The 16,377-nt window shown below is 56.8% G+C and carries 17 protein-coding genes, 1 rRNA gene and 1 pseudogene (1 of these 19 cut by a window edge); 10 read left to right on the plus strand and 9 right to left on the minus strand.

All coding sequences use genetic code 11. The features are described 5' to 3' along the window. From GWK36_RS09460 to GWK36_RS15880, 4 genes and pseudogenes are all read right to left on the minus strand, one after another. A 16S ribosomal RNA gene (locus tag GWK36_RS09460) occupies nucleotides 1-244 on the minus strand (it extends 1,292 nt beyond the left edge of the window). Between the two features lie 639 nt (nucleotides 245-883). Beyond that, a complete protein-coding gene (gene dapB / locus GWK36_RS09465) occupies nucleotides 884-1,702 on the minus strand; it encodes a 4-hydroxy-tetrahydrodipicolinate reductase (protein WP_166270929.1) in 819 nt (272 codons plus the stop codon). Nucleotides 1,703-1,927: 225 nt separating this feature from the next. After that, a complete protein-coding gene (locus tag GWK36_RS15020; RefSeq protein ID WP_246237837.1) occupies nucleotides 1,928-2,020 on the minus strand; it encodes a hypothetical protein in 93 nt (30 codons plus the stop codon). Nucleotides 2,021-2,105: 85 nt separating this feature from the next. Continuing rightward, nucleotides 2,106-2,222, minus strand: a pseudogene (locus GWK36_RS15880) (hypothetical protein); the annotation flags it as partial. Nucleotides 2,223-2,368: 146 nt separating this feature from the next. Between GWK36_RS15880 and GWK36_RS09475 the strand changes: the two are divergent. From GWK36_RS09475 to GWK36_RS09490, 4 genes are all read left to right on the plus strand, one after another. Continuing rightward, the gene (locus GWK36_RS09475) at nucleotides 2,369-2,587 is read left to right on the plus strand and encodes a GIY-YIG nuclease family protein (protein WP_210756748.1); all 219 of its coding nucleotides are present in this window, start codon (nucleotides 2,369-2,371) and stop codon (nucleotides 2,585-2,587) included. Nucleotides 2,588-2,682: 95 nt separating this feature from the next. Next, nucleotides 2,683-3,174 (plus strand): transposase, encoded by a 492-nt coding sequence (locus GWK36_RS09480; RefSeq protein ID WP_166270930.1) that lies wholly within the window; start codon nucleotides 2,683-2,685, stop codon nucleotides 3,172-3,174. A 307-nt stretch (nucleotides 3,175-3,481) separates the two neighbouring features. Continuing rightward, entirely contained in the window at nucleotides 3,482-3,847 is a 366-nt protein-coding gene (locus GWK36_RS09485) for an IS3 family transposase (protein WP_166270207.1), read from the plus strand. A gap of 75 nt (nucleotides 3,848-3,922) precedes the next feature. Next, nucleotides 3,923-4,183, plus strand: coding sequence for a transposase (locus GWK36_RS09490; protein WP_166270931.1), 261 nt, complete (start codon nucleotides 3,923-3,925; stop codon nucleotides 4,181-4,183). Between the two features lie 46 nt (nucleotides 4,184-4,229). On the opposite strand, the gene GWK36_RS09495 is transcribed toward GWK36_RS09490, so the two are convergent. The 5 genes from GWK36_RS09495 to GWK36_RS09515 form a co-directional block, all read right to left on the minus strand. Then, nucleotides 4,230-5,729 (minus strand): IS1182 family transposase, encoded by a 1,500-nt coding sequence (locus tag GWK36_RS09495; RefSeq protein WP_166270932.1) that lies wholly within the window; start codon nucleotides 5,727-5,729, stop codon nucleotides 4,230-4,232. A 780-nt stretch (nucleotides 5,730-6,509) separates the two neighbouring features. Continuing rightward, nucleotides 6,510-7,466, minus strand: coding sequence for a hypothetical protein (locus GWK36_RS09500; protein WP_166270933.1), 957 nt, complete (start codon nucleotides 7,464-7,466; stop codon nucleotides 6,510-6,512). Beyond that, entirely contained in the window at nucleotides 7,463-8,461 is a 999-nt protein-coding gene (locus GWK36_RS09505) for a DNA-methyltransferase (RefSeq protein ID WP_210756749.1), read from the minus strand. The genes GWK36_RS09500 and GWK36_RS09505 overlap by 4 nt, the downstream gene beginning before the upstream one ends. A gap of 51 nt (nucleotides 8,462-8,512) precedes the next feature. Continuing rightward, the gene (locus GWK36_RS09510; protein ID WP_166270934.1) at nucleotides 8,513-8,758 is read right to left on the minus strand and encodes a hypothetical protein; all 246 of its coding nucleotides are present in this window, start codon (nucleotides 8,756-8,758) and stop codon (nucleotides 8,513-8,515) included. A 154-nt stretch (nucleotides 8,759-8,912) separates the two neighbouring features. Next, nucleotides 8,913-10,412 carry an IS1182 family transposase gene (locus GWK36_RS09515; protein WP_166270935.1) on the minus strand — a complete coding sequence of 500 codons (1,500 nt, stop codon included), beginning with the start codon at nucleotides 10,410-10,412 and terminating at the stop codon, nucleotides 8,913-8,915. Nucleotides 10,413-10,608: 196 nt separating this feature from the next. Between GWK36_RS09515 and GWK36_RS09520 the strand changes: the two genes are divergently transcribed. From GWK36_RS09520 to GWK36_RS09545, 6 genes are all read left to right on the plus strand, one after another. Then, nucleotides 10,609-10,980 carry an integrase core domain-containing protein gene (locus GWK36_RS09520; protein ID WP_166270936.1) on the plus strand — a complete coding sequence of 124 codons (372 nt, stop codon included), beginning with the start codon at nucleotides 10,609-10,611 and terminating at the stop codon, nucleotides 10,978-10,980. Nucleotides 10,981-10,991: 11 nt separating this feature from the next. Next, a complete protein-coding gene (locus tag GWK36_RS09525; protein ID WP_246237513.1) occupies nucleotides 10,992-11,615 on the plus strand; it encodes a dTDP-4-dehydrorhamnose 3,5-epimerase family protein in 624 nt (207 codons plus the stop codon). Then, nucleotides 11,612-12,853, plus strand: coding sequence for a class I SAM-dependent methyltransferase (locus tag GWK36_RS09530; protein ID WP_166270937.1), 1,242 nt, complete (start codon nucleotides 11,612-11,614; stop codon nucleotides 12,851-12,853). The genes GWK36_RS09525 and GWK36_RS09530 overlap by 4 nt, the downstream gene beginning before the upstream one ends. 126 nt (nucleotides 12,854-12,979) lie before the next feature. Beyond that, complete coding sequence (locus GWK36_RS09535) at nucleotides 12,980-13,669, plus strand: transposase (protein ID WP_166270938.1); 690 nt, start codon at nucleotides 12,980-12,982, stop codon at nucleotides 13,667-13,669. Nucleotides 13,670-13,962: 293 nt separating this feature from the next. Further along, on the plus strand, nucleotides 13,963-15,657 hold the full coding sequence (locus GWK36_RS09540) for an O-linked N-acetylglucosamine transferase, SPINDLY family protein (RefSeq protein ID WP_246237514.1): 1,695 nt from the start codon (nucleotides 13,963-13,965) through the stop codon (nucleotides 15,655-15,657). Nucleotides 15,658-15,693: 36 nt separating this feature from the next. Then, entirely contained in the window at nucleotides 15,694-16,218 is a 525-nt protein-coding gene (locus GWK36_RS09545; protein WP_166270940.1) for a hypothetical protein, read from the plus strand. The last annotated feature ends 159 nt before the right edge of the window (nucleotides 16,219-16,377 follow it).

The raw sequence follows: 16,377 nt of genomic DNA on the forward strand, positions 1-16,377 counted from the left end.
AATCGGACATGGGCTCATCTAGCAGCAGACGCCTCTCAGCGCCCTTTCCCCCTCAGGGTCCATGCGGTATTAGCCCAAGTTTCCCCAGGTTGTCCCCCACTGCTAGGCAGATTCCCATGCATTACTCACCCGTCCGCCACTCGCCACCCAGAGAGCTCATCACTCCCCCGTGCTGCCGTCCGACTTGCATGTGTTAAGCGTGCCGCCAGCGTTCAATCTGAGCCAGGATCAAACTCTTCTTTTCAACTCTCACCTTCACAGTCAATACCTCTCCCCACCATCACCACCGCACCTACTCAGCACAGCAGTCATAGCAGGCCAGCATCAACACGACCAACCCCCACACCAAGCATCTCACCCCAACTTCTTAAAGATCTCCAACACCCCACCGCACCACCTCAGCCCTAAAAAACCTCAGCAGCACCGCAGAGAACGCGCATTCTAGCTACCCAAAAAAATATGTCAAGAGGACAACCTGACTTTTTTCAAAACCAAAAAAAGTGGGTCTAACGATCCAGGAGACGATGCAACAGGTAGCCTTGCTCGGCTCACCCACTGGCTGGATGCGCCAAATCTCGAAGGTGCGCTCGGCCCTGAACCAAGCCCGGTTCGAGCTCTGGGTCCCGCTGACGCAACAGGGCGCTAGAGGTCGGCCTGGAGTTCTCCAAGAGCCAGCGGCAGATCGTGGGGTGAAAGGTGGACCAAACGGATCTTAAGGGTATCTGCAGAATCGATCTGCCTGCTTTCCGCTTCGCCCTCGGTAGCATCTCGTTGAACGCAGCGCTGCCCACCTACCCCCCTCTGCGCCGCAAAGGGCGCATCCTGCACGGGAAATGCAGTGACAGGGATCGCTCCGCCTGGACAGTCCCAGGTTTGCCGCCCCCTACCCTACCCCCCGCAGCCCCAGGACATCCTGCATGTCGAAGCAGCCGGTGCGGTGGGCGATCCAACGCGCCGCGCGCAGCGCCCCTTGGGCAAAGGTCATGCGGCTGGTGGCCTTGTGCGCGATCTCAATGCGCTCGCCCTCGCTGGCAAACCAGACGCTGTGTTCCCCCACCACATCGCCGGCGCGCAGGGTGGCAAAACCGATGGTCTGGCGAGCGCGCGGTCCGGTATGACCCTCGCGCCCATAGACCGCGACCGACCTGAGGTCGCGCCCGAGGGCCTGGGCCATCACCTCACCCATGCGCAGCGCCGTCCCCGATGGGGCATCGACCTTGTGTCGGTGATGGGCCTCGATGATCTCGATATCGACCGTGTCGCCCAGGGTCCGCGCGGCGATCTCTAGGAGCTTGAGACACAGGTTGACCCCCACGCTCATATTGGGGGCATAGACGATGCCGATCGTCCCCCCTGCCTCGTGGATCGCCGCACGCTGGGCCTCATCGAGGCCCGTGGTCCCGATCACCATGCGTTTGCCTGCACCGCGGCAGAGCGCAAGATGGGCTAGGGTCGCCTGGGGCGCGGTGAAGTCGATGAGGACATCGAAGCGATCGCAGACCGCACCCAGATCCGAGACCACTGGCACGCCGAGCTGCCCAATACCCGCGGTCGCACCTGCATCCTGGCCGATGTAAGGGCTTTCGGGGCGTTCAGTGGCCGCGCCGAGCACGAGGTCAGCGGTTTCAGCAATCGCCTGGATCAGGGTCTTACCCATCCGCCCCCCAACACCGGCGACGGCAAGCCGTAAGGATTCATTCATGGTTAATACGGTTACAGGAAAATGGATTGAAACGGTTGGCTAAACAGTTCTTGGATGAATCTGGATAGAGATAACATAGTTTATTCCCCTTTGATTAAGAATATAAGCATACGCAGGCCCGATCTGCGTATGCTTTATTTAGCGATGGTTGTCAATGATCACAGCATCGTCACCCGATCCTTCGCGCCCTTGCCGTCACGGATCAAAATCTCGTTGTGGCTGAAATCACGGCAGATCCATCTCCAGCACCTCGCGGTAGAGAAACAGCAGCGCCGAAAGCGCCTGGTTCTGGGTGAACGCCGCTACATGGCCATTCACAGCCAGATCGGGCAAAAACGCCTCGACATCCTGCGCCCCCCATCTCGCGCGGATGGCGCAGACCGTGGAAGCAGATGAAACGTCTTATCCAGAAAACATATTGATCTTCTGCGCGGATGGAGTAATGTCTCGTCTGCAGCCGCGCGCACCTGGTCGAGCAGCTTCGGCGGCGGGGGCGAATCTGGCGCGGTAGGAGATGTATTCGCCGAAGGGTAAGAGGTTGAACTCATACGATTCAGAATGTTATCTCGCTGATTGGCAGAGTAGACACCTTGCTGATCGGGTTTATGCACCTTTTTCTGCGTTCACTAGACGTTAGCCGCTATTTGGCCGCATCAGTCAAACGTCATGAATCCCTACTACATTTATGCACTGAAAGATCCGAGGTCTTCTCCGGCAAAGCTCTTCTACATCGGGAAAGGCTCAGGCAATCGCGCTTGGGATCACATTTTGCGCGTTGACGCGACGCGCAAGGGAAAACGCATCGCTGAAATTCAAGAACAAGGATACGAAGTCGTGACGGCAGTGCTTGCCGATGAATTATTGATAAGAAACACATGCTTTTGAAATTGAGTGAGCTGTCCTGATGTCGTGGGCATGGAAAGACGAGACATGAGATTGCTGTCGTTTGCGGCGCGCGAAGGGGCTCAAGGACAAGGGGGGTGGGCGCAAGATGGGCGAGAAGCGGGCGCTCTTATGCGCCGGCGATCAAGACCTCCGAGATTCGCGTCACGCACCGTCGCGAAGGCCTGTCGGTGATCTCGACGCTGACCAACCGCGGCAAGGTGCGTCGGAAGGTGTTCGCGGGGGCGATGAACGCCGACATCCTGATCGACTTCATGAAGCGGCTCGTCAAGGACGCCAGGGGCAAGAAGATCTTCCTCATCCTCGACAACCTGCACGTGCATCACACCAAGCCAGTCAAGGCCTGGCTGGCTGCATGCGCCAATCAAATCGAGGCCTCCTCCCTCCCCCCCTACAGCCCAGCACTGAACCCCAACGAGATGCTCAAGGTCACCATCACCGCGCAGGCGCCCTCCCGCACCAAGGGCGATCTGAAGAAGGCGACCGTCAGCCACCTGCGCCGCCTTCTCAATTCCCCCCAACGCATCATGCGCTACTTCCAGCATCCCAAGCTCCATGATGCCGCGTAATATTAAGTTCATTGGTTTCGGATCAATAATCGCGGCGTTCGGCACTGAAGACACAGACGGGCTTCTCACAAACTCGGTAATGCCGTCTGGCGTCACACCAAAAACTCGGCGAAATCTAGCGGTTCCCGCTGGCGTTGTCGAAAAGGCGCACATTGGCTTGGAACTCCTAAAAGCCGCGGTTCTTGAGCTAGCCCAAGCTAACCCAGAAGGTATCACCAATTCCGATGCGTCCAAGGCTCTGCCCTGCCCGCAATTCTTTTGGACACGCAATTGGGGTAAATAGACGTGTGTGAAGAAGGAGCGGGAAATGCTGAATGAGAGTGAAGGTGGTGGGGTTGCGCTGGGTGCGCTGGAAGGGGCGCGTAGCGCGGCGGGCGAGGTCAAGCGCTGGTCGTCGGGGCGGAAGAAACAAGTCGTGCTGCGCCTGCTGTGGGGCGAATTGGTGGATGCCCTGTTGCGTGAGCTGGCGGTGCCGATATACCGGCTGGAGGAGTGGCGCGACCGGGCGCTGGCGGGGATCGATGCAGGGCTCAAGGAAGGCGAGAACGATCCGGTTGAGAAACAACGCGATGATGCCAACTGGCGCATTGGCGAGTTGGTGATGCAAGTCGAGATCCTGCGCAAGGAAAGGCAGGCGAAGCGTCCTTGGGTCGGCAGGAGGTCGTTGCGATGAGCCAGATGATCTCGCCGGGTACTGGAGTTCGCCCGCTCGACCCTTGACGCCCAGCAGTCCAGAGAGAGCGCCAAGGTGGTTCTGCTGCATCCGACGCGGCGCGGACCGAAGCCGAAGATTTCTGACGTCGACCTACTGGCCGCCATTCGAGCTGACCTAGAAGCTTCGCCGTTCGTCGGCGAAGGCCATCGCAAGGTCGGGGCGCGGCTGCGCATCCTTTCTGGCATCCGCGTGTCCAAGGATCGCGTCTGCCGCCTGATGCGCGAGAACGAAACTGTCGAAAAACCGTTTTTCGCGGAGCGAAACCTGCCTGGGGCGGCTGGCGCGGCGGGGTGAGGGGGCATGCCAGGCGGTTGAGGCAGAGATTTGCTCTCGTTCTCGGCTAATTCAACGTCCCAAACACGCAGATTTTACCGATATTGTGCACCAGTGCGTACAATCTCCATTGTACATCCACTTTGGCTTTCGAGCGCAGCGTGAATCGGTTCATGTGTTTGTGAACGCAAATGTTTGCAAAGACCGGCTCGACCATCGCTAAACGGCGGGCGTAAATCTTCTTGCCCTGTGGACTGTCAATTTTGGCTTTCATCTCGTCGAGCAGATTGGGCGGCTGTGTGGTCGGAACGGAGAGATAGCGGCGGGAAGCGGAGGGCTTGCTCAGGCAGCGTTCGCGCAGCGGACAGGCGGCGCAGTCCTGGGGGCGGGCGTGGTAGACGTCGTAGATGCGATAGCGGTTGCGCTGGCTGCGGGCGTGCAGGGTCAGTTCCCGCCCCTGGGGACAGAGATACCGTTGTCGGTCGGGGTCGAACGTGAAATCCGTCAGCGAGAAGGGCGCTTCTTTCTGCTGTCCACCCTTGAAACGGTCTCGATCGGCGAAGCGCTCATCGCGTTTGCGGAACTGGATGTCGGGGATGTAGGCGTCCACTCCTTCAGTCTGGCAGAACGTCAGGCTCTCCACACTATGATAGTTGCTGTCTGCGGTCAGGGTCTTGCCCTGAAAGAAGGTCTCGTCCTTGCCAATCGCCTTGAGATTCTTTTTCGCACCCGTCAACATTGGCTCGAGGTTGTCATGGTCCTGGGTGGCGAAGGCTTCGGCGGCGAGGATGATTTGATGTTTGGAATCAACCAGCGCCTGGGCGTTGTAGCCCTGCACGACGCCGTGGGCGGTGGGCATCTTGACCGATTCGTTGTCCACCGCGTTGCTCTGGATTTCTTTGCCGTCGCTGCCGGTCTTGGGCTGTTCGCTCTGCAGGAACTGCTCCAACCGTTCGACTGCCCGCTGCAGGCGTCTCTCGCGCTGCTGCTGGCGTTCCAACTCGACCTCGGGCTGGGCGTCGGCCTGCCGATGCTCTGCCATCGCCTGCTGCAGTTTCTCCTGCAACTTATCGCGCTTGCGCTTGAGTTCGTCGAAGGTGCCGCTCCACTCTTTGGAGACGTTGGCGGAGAGTTTGACCCCGTCCAGGCTGAAGTGCGAGCCGCCGAGCAGGTTCATCTCTTCGCACACCAGCAGGACGTCGCAGAAGAGGCTCTCGATTTCTGCCTGCATGGTTGAGACGAAGTTGGCGATGGTGCTGTGGTCGGGGGAATACCCGCAGGCGAGCGCGATGAAGGTGACGTTTTCGACGCAGGCGCGCTCGATTTGTCGGGAACTGAGCAAGCCGCGGGCGTAAGCCAGCAAAATGACTTTGAGCAGGATTTTGGGATGAATGGCGGTTGCGCCTGTTTCGTCGTTGTTGTAGCGCTGGTCGAAGACCGAAAGGTCCATGTGCTTTTCGACCACTTCGTGAATGGTGTGCTCCAGGCTGCCCGGGAGGATCTGGTTTTCGAGGGAGATGGGCAGCATAGTCATTTGGGCGTAGTTGCAGGGTTTGAATTTTGGCATGGGGTCACCTCTGCCAGAGTAAACCCCAATCGTTTAAGGTGGATTCGCCCCTTTTTCGACAGTTTCAACGGTTGGCTTTACCTGCTGGCGGGCGGGCGTGGAGTCGGCTGAAGAGCAGGATTCTGTTCGAGTGTAGAAAAAGCCCAAAAACGGCGCAGAATCCCGCCAGTCAGGTGCAAGCGGTGTTGGGCGCATTCGAGGACTGGAGCAAGACACCCTGCCCGAAAGACGCCTTTCTCTCGGCTGGCAAAGAACCATCAACCCGCAACTCTGACGACATCATAGCAAATTTGCAGGCAAGATTCAACTACCGCTCGACCGCCTGCCACGCAAACCGACACAACCGACCTGCGCCGCCTCTCGCCACACACACGGACAGGCAAGTCGCTGTCGCCAACCCGAAGCCCGCCGCCTGCCACGCCAGACCTCACGCCCCAAACACCCGCCTGCTGACCCGCGCCTTTGCCAGCCCGGCGCGTTGACCGTTCATCCGCCAGCCCAGGCAGTTCACCCGTCCCTGCCTGCCGCCTTCACCATCCCATCGGCGGGCGTCACGGCTGGCAAACGGACATCGCCCAGACACCCCGCGCCTATGCCCCTCACGGCAGGCAGTATCCCATTCGCAGGCGCACAGCGCGCACATCGCGGCAAAGCGGCTCAATTCACAAGGTTCAAAACTCCATTTCCCTTCCAGCGCCCAACGGCCTGCGCTTCACCTGCGCCGCGAAGCGGCGTCAGGTGGAAGCGCGTGTTGGCTGGCAATTTCTGATAAGCAAACTCTTATCTGACGGACAATCGCCACAAATCTTGGACCAAAAACGTTTGAAAGTCTTTGATCTGTTCTCGAAGTCTATCGTTGGCGAGCATTTCTGGGCGTGGGTCAACATAGTACACACCGTCTAACCTATTCAACGCCACGGTATACCCTAGAAAATGGTTGCTTTTGAAAGTTGAATTGATTCCAAAAATGCTATTGCCAGCTTTCGCTCTTTGAACATCGTGCAAAAAGACAGCAATAACAGGAACTTCTCTTCCCAGCAATTTGGTCAACAAATACTTGTCAAGAAAAACCTTGTCAATTCGATCTTTGCTTGTAGTTTTTACAGAGCCAACGATTTCCGTTTCATGGATGAATCTGGTTTCGGCGGCAACAATAGCTTTGTTGCGAGAGAACACCAAATCTAGCTCGTAAGACATCTCATAACCTGTATAACCAGGTATTGGAATGCTTATGGTGCGAGGTTCGCATTCTAACCCCACTTCTTGGATGATAAGCTTGACAAGAACTTCAAAAAGCTGTCCTACGCGCTTTCTTGACTGATTGGGATTCTCAAACGAATCCCCAATACTGCCAATAGATTGCTGCACTGTGTAAACGACTCTGTTTATCTCGGCAGTTTCGATATATCTTCTGGCACTTTCTTGGTCAAGTATCGCGTCCTGATGTCGCTTGAGATCGGCGAGAAATGACATAAATCGTTGAAAGGCGGTATTGAATTCGTTTTCTGACTCGATAAATAAATTCGTATTTAGAGGTCGAGTGATTCTATAACCGTAATCTTTGTCATACTGATAGAACATATAATTGTTATGCGTTGGAGAGATAATGCAGGTTGGCTGCATTTTCTGCATAAGCCCAAGGAAGGCTTTGCATAGCTGATAATAGTCTTGCAGCCTATTAAACGCGCTCGTGTCTCGAACACTGGTTTGTAAATCTACCAATGTGATTTCTTTCATCGAATAGATTTCCTTCTCTCGGCATTTTCAAAATCATATTGAATCCACTTCTCTATTGGCCAATCTTCCACCAACTCAATACGCCTGACAGCCCATCGGCAATATTCTAGAGAAATATCACAACCTTTCCAATTGCGTCGAAGCTGTTCAGCAACAACAGCGGTAGTTCCAGAGCCAAGAAATGGGTCTACAATCAAATCTCCAACATTCGACGAGGCTAGGACCAACTTGCGCAAAAGTTCTTCTGGTTTCTGCGTTGGGTGAGGTGTTTTTTCGTGCATTCCATTACAAGTCGTAGGTATTTCGATAACGTCCCTGGGCTTGGCACCACGTGGGTGTGGTTGCCATATAGTATTTTTTCTTCCATTGCCTTTTCCATATTGACTGGTCTCAGCTTGTGGATGCTCAGGATACTTTAGGGTATGGTTGCCATAAGGAATGCGTACATCATCAATGTTGAAAGTAAAATTCTTGCTCTTTCTGAAGTGAAGAATGCTTTCATGGGAACGCCCCCAATCCGAACCAAGATTGGCTTTGTTCTTATAGTGCCAGATGAGCCAACGACATCCCTTGAAAAACCGAGAGGCTGGCAATTTTAAGTCGGCAATTATTTCAGAAAATCCACAAATATACAGAGTACCACTAGGCTTTAGTACTCTAGCTGCTTCCCGTATCCACAACAATGACCATTCGACATACTCTTCTTGAGATTCAAAGGTATCCCATTCCGCCTTCTTGATGTTATAGGGTGGGTCCGCAAAAATCATATCAACCGATTCGGTTTCCAGAGAGCGAAGCCAAGCGATAGCATCACCAACCCATATTTCTCCGTGAGGATGGGAATAGAACAACGTGGGCGTATTAGGGTCTATTTGAGATTCATTAATATCAAAAATAGTCCCCTTAAGCATTTGTTGTCCAAAAAAAGTTGGAATCTCTTTATTTCGCGCGTATTCAGCAGATGGTTCTTTGATCTCAGAAAGAGAACTTTTCATAGCCTAATTATACCCCGCATGATGCTTGGAATTGCCAGCCAACGGTTTGCGTTAGCCGCCGCCGTTTTGAATAAGGGATTGACCCAAAGAGATAAGCCAGCGACCAATGCGCGCACGCATACCTGCGCCAGAGGCGGTCGGCTGCACGTTTTGTTGGGCGGCGTTAAAAATTACGTTAACTCTACCGATTTCTGGTAAAAAAACGAACGCACCTTCTGAACCTTCGCTTTTCGCTTTAGCCAGTTCGCCGATCACTATTTCCAAAACTTCACTTCTTTTCCCGATTGCATATTTCATTAATCTTCCTCACGTTTTCTGCTTGGCGAGTAGCCGCCCAACGAAACTGTCGAAAAACCGTTTTTCGCGGAGCGAAACCTGCCTGGGGCGGCTTGGCGGCGGGATGAGGGGGCATGCCAGGCGGTTGGGGTGGGAATTCTCCTCTTGTTCTCGGCTAATTCAACGTCCCAAACACGCAGATTTTACCGATATTGTGCACCAGTGCGTACAATCTCCATTGTGCATCCACTTTGGCTTTCGAGCGCAGCGTGAAGCGGTTCATGTGTTTGTGAACGCAAATGTTTGCAAAGACCGGCTCGACAATCGCTAAACGGCGGGCGTAAATCTTTTTGCCCTGTGGAGCGTCAATTTTGGCTTTCATCTCGTCGAGCAGATTGGGCGGCTGCGCGGTCGGAACGGAGAGATAGCGGCGGGAAGCGGAGGGCTTGCTCAAACAGCGTTCGCGCAGCGGGCAGGCGGCGCAGTCCTGGGGGCGGGCGTGGTAGACGTCGTAGATGCGATAGCGGTTGCGCTGGCTGCGGGCGTGCAGGGTGAGTTCCCTGCCCTGGGGACAGAGATACCGTTGTCGGTCGGGGTCGAACGTGAAATCCGTCAGCGAGAAGGGCGCTTCTTTCTGCTGTCCACCCTTGAAACGGTCTCGATCGGCGAAGCGCTCATCCCGTTTGCGGAAGTGGATGTCGGGGATGTAGGCGTCCACTCCTTCAGTCTGGCAGAACGCCAGGCTCTCCACACTATGATAGTTGCTGTCTGCGGTCAGGGTCTTGCCCTGAAAGAAGGTCTCGTCCTTGCCAATCGCCTTGAGATTCTTTTTCGCACCCGTCAACATTGGCTCGAGATTGTCATGGTCCTGGGTGGCGAAGGCTTCGGCGGCGAGGATGATTTGATGTTTGGAATCAACCAGCGCCTGGGCGTTGTAGCCCTGCACGACGCCGTGGGCGGTGGGCATCTTGACCGATTCGTTGTCCACCGCGTTGCTCTGGATTTCTTTGCCGTCGCTGCCGGTCTTGGGCTGTTCGCTCTGCAGGAACTGCTCCAACCGTTCGACTGCCCGCTGTAGGCGTCTCTCGCGCTGCTGCTGGCGTTCCAACTCGACCTCGGGCTGGGCGTCGGCCTGCCGATGCTCTGCCATCGCCTGCTGCAGTTTCTCCTGCAACTTATCGCGCTTGCGCTTGAGTTCGTCGAAGGTGCCGCTCCACTCTTTGGAGACGTTGGCGGAGAGTTTGACCCCATCCAGGCTGAAGTGCGAGCCGCCGAGCAGGTTCATCTCTTCGCAGACCAGCAGGACGTCGCAGAAGAGGCTCTCGATTTCTTCCTGCATGGTTGAGACGAAGTTGGCGATGGTGCTGTGGTCGGGGGAATAGCCGCAGGCGAGCGCGATGAAGGTGACGTTTTCGACGCAGGCGCGCTCGATTTGTCGGGAACTGAGCAAGCCGCGGGCGTAAGCCAGCAAAATGACTTTGAGCAGGATTTTGGGGTGAATGGCGGTTGCGCCGGTTTCGTCGTTGTTGTAGCGCTGGTCGAAGACCGAAAGGTCCATGTGCTTTTCGACCACTTCGTGGATGGTGTGCTCCAGGCTGCCGGGGAGGATCTGGTTTTCGAGGGAGATGGGCAGCATAGTCATTTGGGCGTAGTTGCAGGGTTTGAATTTTGGCATGGGGTCACCTCTGCCAGAGTAAACCCCAATCTTTTAAGGTGGATTCGCCCCTTTTTCGACAGTTTCAACGGTTTGCTGTCGCCGCACCGGGTACCGCAGGGTTCGCCCTCTGCCCACGATGGGTCGATCCAGGCCGAGGCGCCGAACCAGATGTGGGGCACCGACGGCATCCGCATCCAGACCGTCGACGCCTGCTGTGTCAGTATCCATAGGGCTTCAGGCCGAGTTCAGCACTACCGCCGCCTACGCCGGCAAGGGGCTCAAGCTGCGCATGGATCATGGCACGCAATACACCGCCGACGACTTCCTGAAACAGATCGCGTTCTGGGGTATCGACCAGAGCCTCGCCTTTGTTGCTGAGCCCCAGACCAATGGCGTGACCGAACGCTTCAATCGGACGCTGAAGGAGCAGGCCATCCACGCACGCCTCTTTTGCAACCTTAAAGAAGTCCGGCAGGCTGTCACCGAGTTCAGGAATCGTTACAATCGCCACTGGCGACTCGAAAAACTGGGCTTCATGTCACCCCTCGAAGCCCGGCAGGCTTATGCCCTCCAAAAGGCCGCATGAACTGCAAATCAGTGTCCAATCAACTGCGGGCAGTACAGGCTTCTAAGGACTTCTACGACCCAAACGCTGTCATGTCCCAACGCCTGCGCCTGCAGCCGACGTCGATTGACGGGGTGGTGGTTATTGAACGCCAGCCGATCGAGGATCAGCGGGGCTGGTTTGATCGTCTATTTTGTGCCCTCGAGCTTGAGCCGATCACCGGCGGCAAGCCCATCGTTCAGGTCAACCGCAGCCTCACCCGCCGCCGCGGTACCGTGCGCGGCCTGCATTTCCAGTACCCACCTCATGCCGAGATCAAGATCGTGACCTGTTTGCAGGGCGAGATCTTCGATGTCGCGGTCGATCTGCGCGCCGGTTCCCCCAGCTTTCTTGGCTGGCATGCCATGCGGCTCAGCGGCGAGAACAGGCGGATGCTGGTGATCCCTGAGGGCTGTGCCCATGGTTTCCAGACTCTGAGCGATGACTGCGAGCTCCTTTACCTGCATACCTCGGCCTATGCGCCAGCGGCCGAAGGGGGGTTCCATCCGGCCGATCCGCGTCTGGCCATCCCCTGGCCCCTACCGCTGGGGGATCTGTCAGACCGCGACCGTACCCTTCCCTATATCGATCAGGGGTTTGGCGGGGTGAATCTATGAATGTGCCGGTGTGCCGCCATTGCCGAGCGCCCTTGCGCCTGCTGCTGGCCGATCTCGGCAGCGCCCCACCCTCCAATGCCTATCTCAGAGCCGAAGACCTCGATGCCCCTGAGCTCTGGTATCCCCTGCGCGTCCTGGTCTGCGAGCAGTGCTGGCTGGTCCAGACCCAGGACTCTGCGCGGCGCGAGGAGCTCTTTCGTCCAGACTATGCCTACTTCAGCAGTGTCTCAAAGACCTGGCTTAAACATGCCGAAGACTTTGTGGACATGGCTGTTGCCCGCTTTGGGCTGGGGGCTGATCATCTAGTCATCGAGCTGGGGGCCAATGATGGCTATCTCCTGCAATATGTCCAGAGGCGCGGCATCCCCTGTCTGGGGATCGAGCCGACCGCAGCAGCGGCGGCCATCGCCCGCAGCAAGGGCCTGGAGATCATCGAGGCGTTCTTTGGTCAGAGGCTGGCCGAGACCCTGGTGGCAAACGGTCAGCGGTCAGACCTCATCATCGCCAATAACGTCCTGGCGCATGTCCCAGACATCAATGACTTTGTGCGCGGCATCGCCCTGCTGTTACACCCCCAGGGGGTGGCGAGCTGCGAGTTTCCTCACCTGCTGCGCCTGCTTGCCGAGACCCAGTTCGATACCCTGTATCACGAGCATTTTTCCTATCTCTCGCTCTCTGTCGTCGAGCGGATCTTTGCCGCCAATGGGCTTGCGGTCTTCGCTGTCGAGGAGCTGCCCACCCATGGCGGCAGCCTGCGGGTCTTTGCCCAGCGCATCGATTCGGGCAGCCAGCCGCGTAGCCGGGAGGTCGATGCCCTGTTAGGGCGTGAGCGCGCCGCGGGTCTTGAGACAACGGCGGCCTATAGAGGCTTTCAAGCGCGTGCCGAGCGTATCCGCCATGATCTGTTGCGCTTCCTGCTCGCGGCCCATGAACAGGGGAAACAGGTCGTCGGTTATGGTGCCGCCGCCAAGGGGAATACCCTATTGAATTTCGCCGGCGTACGACCCGACCTTCTGCCCTATGTGGTCGATCGCAACCCAGCCAAACAAGGGCGCTTTCTGCCCGGCAGCCGCATCCCGATCGTTGCCGAGGACAGGCTCGCCGAGACGCAGCCAGACTATGTCCTGCTCTTGCCCTGGAACCTGCGCGCCGAGCTCATGGGTCAGCTTGCCTATGTCCGCAGCTGGGGCGGGCAGTGGGTGATAGCTATCCCGCACCTGGAGGTCTTTGCTTATTGATAAGAAACACATGCTTTTGAAATTGAGTGAGCTGTCCTGATGTCGTGGGCATGGAAAGACGAGACATGAGATTGCTGTCGTTTGCGGCGCGCGAAGGGGCCCAAGGACAAGCGGGGTGGGCGCAAGGTGGGTGAGAAGCGGGCGCTGTTGGCGGAGCAGGACGCCCAGATACGCAAGCTCATGTGCGACGGGACACCGGATGAGCTGAAGCTGCCGTTTGCGCTGTGGAGCCGGCAGGCGGTGCGGCAGTTGATCCTCGGCTGTTTTGGCATCGAGCTCAGGCCGCAGGGGGAAGGCAAGTACATGGCGCGCTGGGGATTGACGCCCCAGAAACCGATTCGGCGCGCCTATGAGCAAAGCCCACAGGTGGGCAAGACGTCCGAGATTCGCGTCACGCACCGTCGCGAAGGCCTGTCGGTGATCTCGACGCTGACCAACCGCGGCAAGGTGCGTCGGAAGGCGTTCGCGGGGGCGATGAACGCCGACATCCTGATCGACTTCATGAAGCGGCTCGTCAAGGACGCCAGGGGCAAGAAGATCTTCCTCATCCTCGACAACCTGCGCGTGCATCACACCAAGCCAGTCAAGGCCTGGCTGGCTGCATGCGCCAATCAAATCGAGGCCTCCTCCCTCCCCCCCTACAGCCCAGCACTGAACCCCAACGAGATGCTCAAGGCCACCATCACCGCGCAGGCGCCCTCCCGCGCCAAGGACGATCTGAAGAAGGCGACCGTCAGCCACCTGCGCCGCCTTCTCAATTCCCCCCAACGCATCATGCGCTACTTCCAGCATCCCAAGCTCCATGATGCCGCGTAATATAAGTTCATAGGCTTCGGATCAATAAACTCGGCCATAAAATCGTCCCCTCTATCAAGCCATTGACCTCCGCATGGAGACCAACAATGTCTACCGATCCCCTCCAAAAATCACGGCGGCTTCTAATTTTAAAATTGTTTAATGAAAAAAGATATGATGAGTGCGAAAGTGCAGCACTTAGGTTTATTCAGCTCTACCCAAATGATCCCTTTGGCTGGAAGCTCGCTGGTGTCGCTAGCTTATTTCTTGAGCGCTATCAAGAGGCCGAGGAACGCCTGCTTCGGGCAATCGCAATGAACAAGAAGGATCCTGAGTCACTCAGCGCGCTAGGCAATGCACTGCGCTACCAATCGCGAATCAAGGAGGCACTTTCATGCTATGAACGAGCCCTACAAATCGACGAAAATCACTCGCCAGCCTTAAATGGCAAAGGCCTGTCTCTCCTCGACTTAGATAAAAATAGTCCGTCGATTGAAGAGGCTGTTGAATTTTTTAAAAAGGCCCAGAAAATCACCCCAAATCAGCCTGAGATTTATTATAACCTGGGAACGGCCTATGGCTATCTAGGGCGCTTTGATGAGGCCTTGGCAATGCATCGCAAGGCGCTTGATATTTATCCACATTCACATCAGGCCTATAACAATCTTGCATTGATTTTGCAAGATATCGGGCAAATCAATGAGGCGATAGATGCCTATGATCAGGCTATCCAGCTTAAGCCAGATTGGCAGAGTTATTTTTCCAATAAATTATTTGCGATTAATTATCATCCAGATCTCTCGCCTGAAGAGATCTTTGGCGCCTATCAGGCATTCGAACAGCGTTTTGGGTTACCTCATCGCGATACCTGCCCCCCCCATTTGAATGACCCGAGGGTGGATCGGCGGTTGCGCATTGGCTATGTCTCGGCAGACTTTCGTTCGCATTCAACGAGTCATTTCCTAGAACCTCTGCTTGCCCATCATGACCATGAGCAGTTTGAGATCTTTGCCTATGTGCAAAACGTCAGCTTCGATCATCTGAGCCTCCGTTATCGTAAACTGGTCGATCATTGGGTGCCGATTGCTGCCTTGGATGATGCGGCGGTAGTGGCGCGCATCCGTGCCGACCAGATCGACATCCTGGTCGATCTTGCCGGTCACACCGCGGGCAATCGGTTAGGGATCTTTGCCCGCCGGCCGGCACCGGTTTCCTTGACCTGGCTGGGTTATGGCTATACCACTGGTCTGTCGGCCGTTGACTATTTCCTCACCGACCCGGTGTTGACCCCCCCGGGCTGCGAGCCGTTATTTTCTGAACGTCTCTGGCGCCTGGAACGCCCGTTCATTGCCTATCGCCCTAACCCGGCGATGGGTGATCCGGGCCCCCTGCCGGCCATCACTAAAGGCCTTGTGACCTTTGCCACCCTGAGCAGGGGCGTTCGTGTTAATCATCGCGTCATCCGGGTATGGTCGGCGATCCTCAAACGCGTTCCAGGTTCGCAGCTGGTGCTTGATTCCAAGAGCTTCCAGAGCCCAGCGATCCAAGAGCAATGGGCGGCGCGCTTTACCGCGCATGGGATTGCGCGCGAACGTCTCGTGATGGGCTGTCATAGCCCCCCTTGGGACCTGCTGCGAGACATCGATATCAGCTTGGATTGCTTTCCCCATAATTCGGGGACAACCCTGGTCGAATCACTCTATATGGGTATCCCCGTGGTCACCCTTGCCGAGCGCCCGAGTGTGGGGCGAATCGGCAGCGCCATCCTGACGGCCTTGGGACACCCCGAATGGATCGCCCAGACCGAGGAGGAGTACATCGAAAAGGCGGTGGAGCTGGCCACTGACCTCGATCGCCTGGCCGCGATCCGCGCCTCCTTACGCGCCGAACTCGAGGCCAGCCCCCTGCGCGATGAGGTGGGGTTCACCCAGGCCATGGAACGGGCCTATCGCCAGATGTGGCAGCAGTGGTGTGCGGGGCATGCACTCAGGGTCCGGGATCTAGGCTGATGCCCATACCTTCACTCAATAAGCGAGATTTAAACCATGACCCAAGCCCACTGGCCGACCCATCTAGCTGCTTACCCCTATGCCCAATCCTCGTTGATCGGCTGGCAGATCGCCGATCGGGAGGGCGATCCCTATTGGAACGACTATGAACAGGCGCTCGATGCCTATCTAGCCTCGCAGGACGCCTCACTCAGCAACGAAGAGCGGCAGGCTTGGTTCTTAAAAGGCCGCGATCTCTTTCAGGCCCTGTCGGATCGGGGCGACCGGCATATCGGGACCAGCCTGGCCCTGATCCGCATCTATTCCGAACTTGGCGAACCCCAGCGGGTGCTGGCTGCGATCGAACAAATGCTCGAGCTCATGCCTTGGCTGGCTGAGCCCTTGCCCCTGGGTCTAGAGCTTCAGATCAATCGGCCCTTCATCGCCCCCCTGTCGGACCTCGAGCAGTCTGAGATTCTGGAGAACGAATTGGGCCAGTGGTTGCAATCGGGGATCATGGCCGCCCTGGAGGCCGCTGATCGGGCGCTCGCTGAGGCGCAGGACACATCATCCACCGGTTGAAGCCATCGAGGGGAAATGAGCACCCTACCCCCCGGTACGGGCTGACCGCTGCCTTGGCACCAGCTGCACGGCGATCAGGGCCGCTTTCCCTGAATGTCTGCTTGGGAGTGCTTCGCTACGCTCGCAATGACAGTGAGGTGTTTGCCATGACACCTTCCA

The sequence above is a fragment of the Caldichromatium japonicum genome (assembly GCF_011290485.1).
GTDB lineage: Bacteria > Pseudomonadota > Gammaproteobacteria > Chromatiales > Chromatiaceae > Thermochromatium > Thermochromatium japonicum.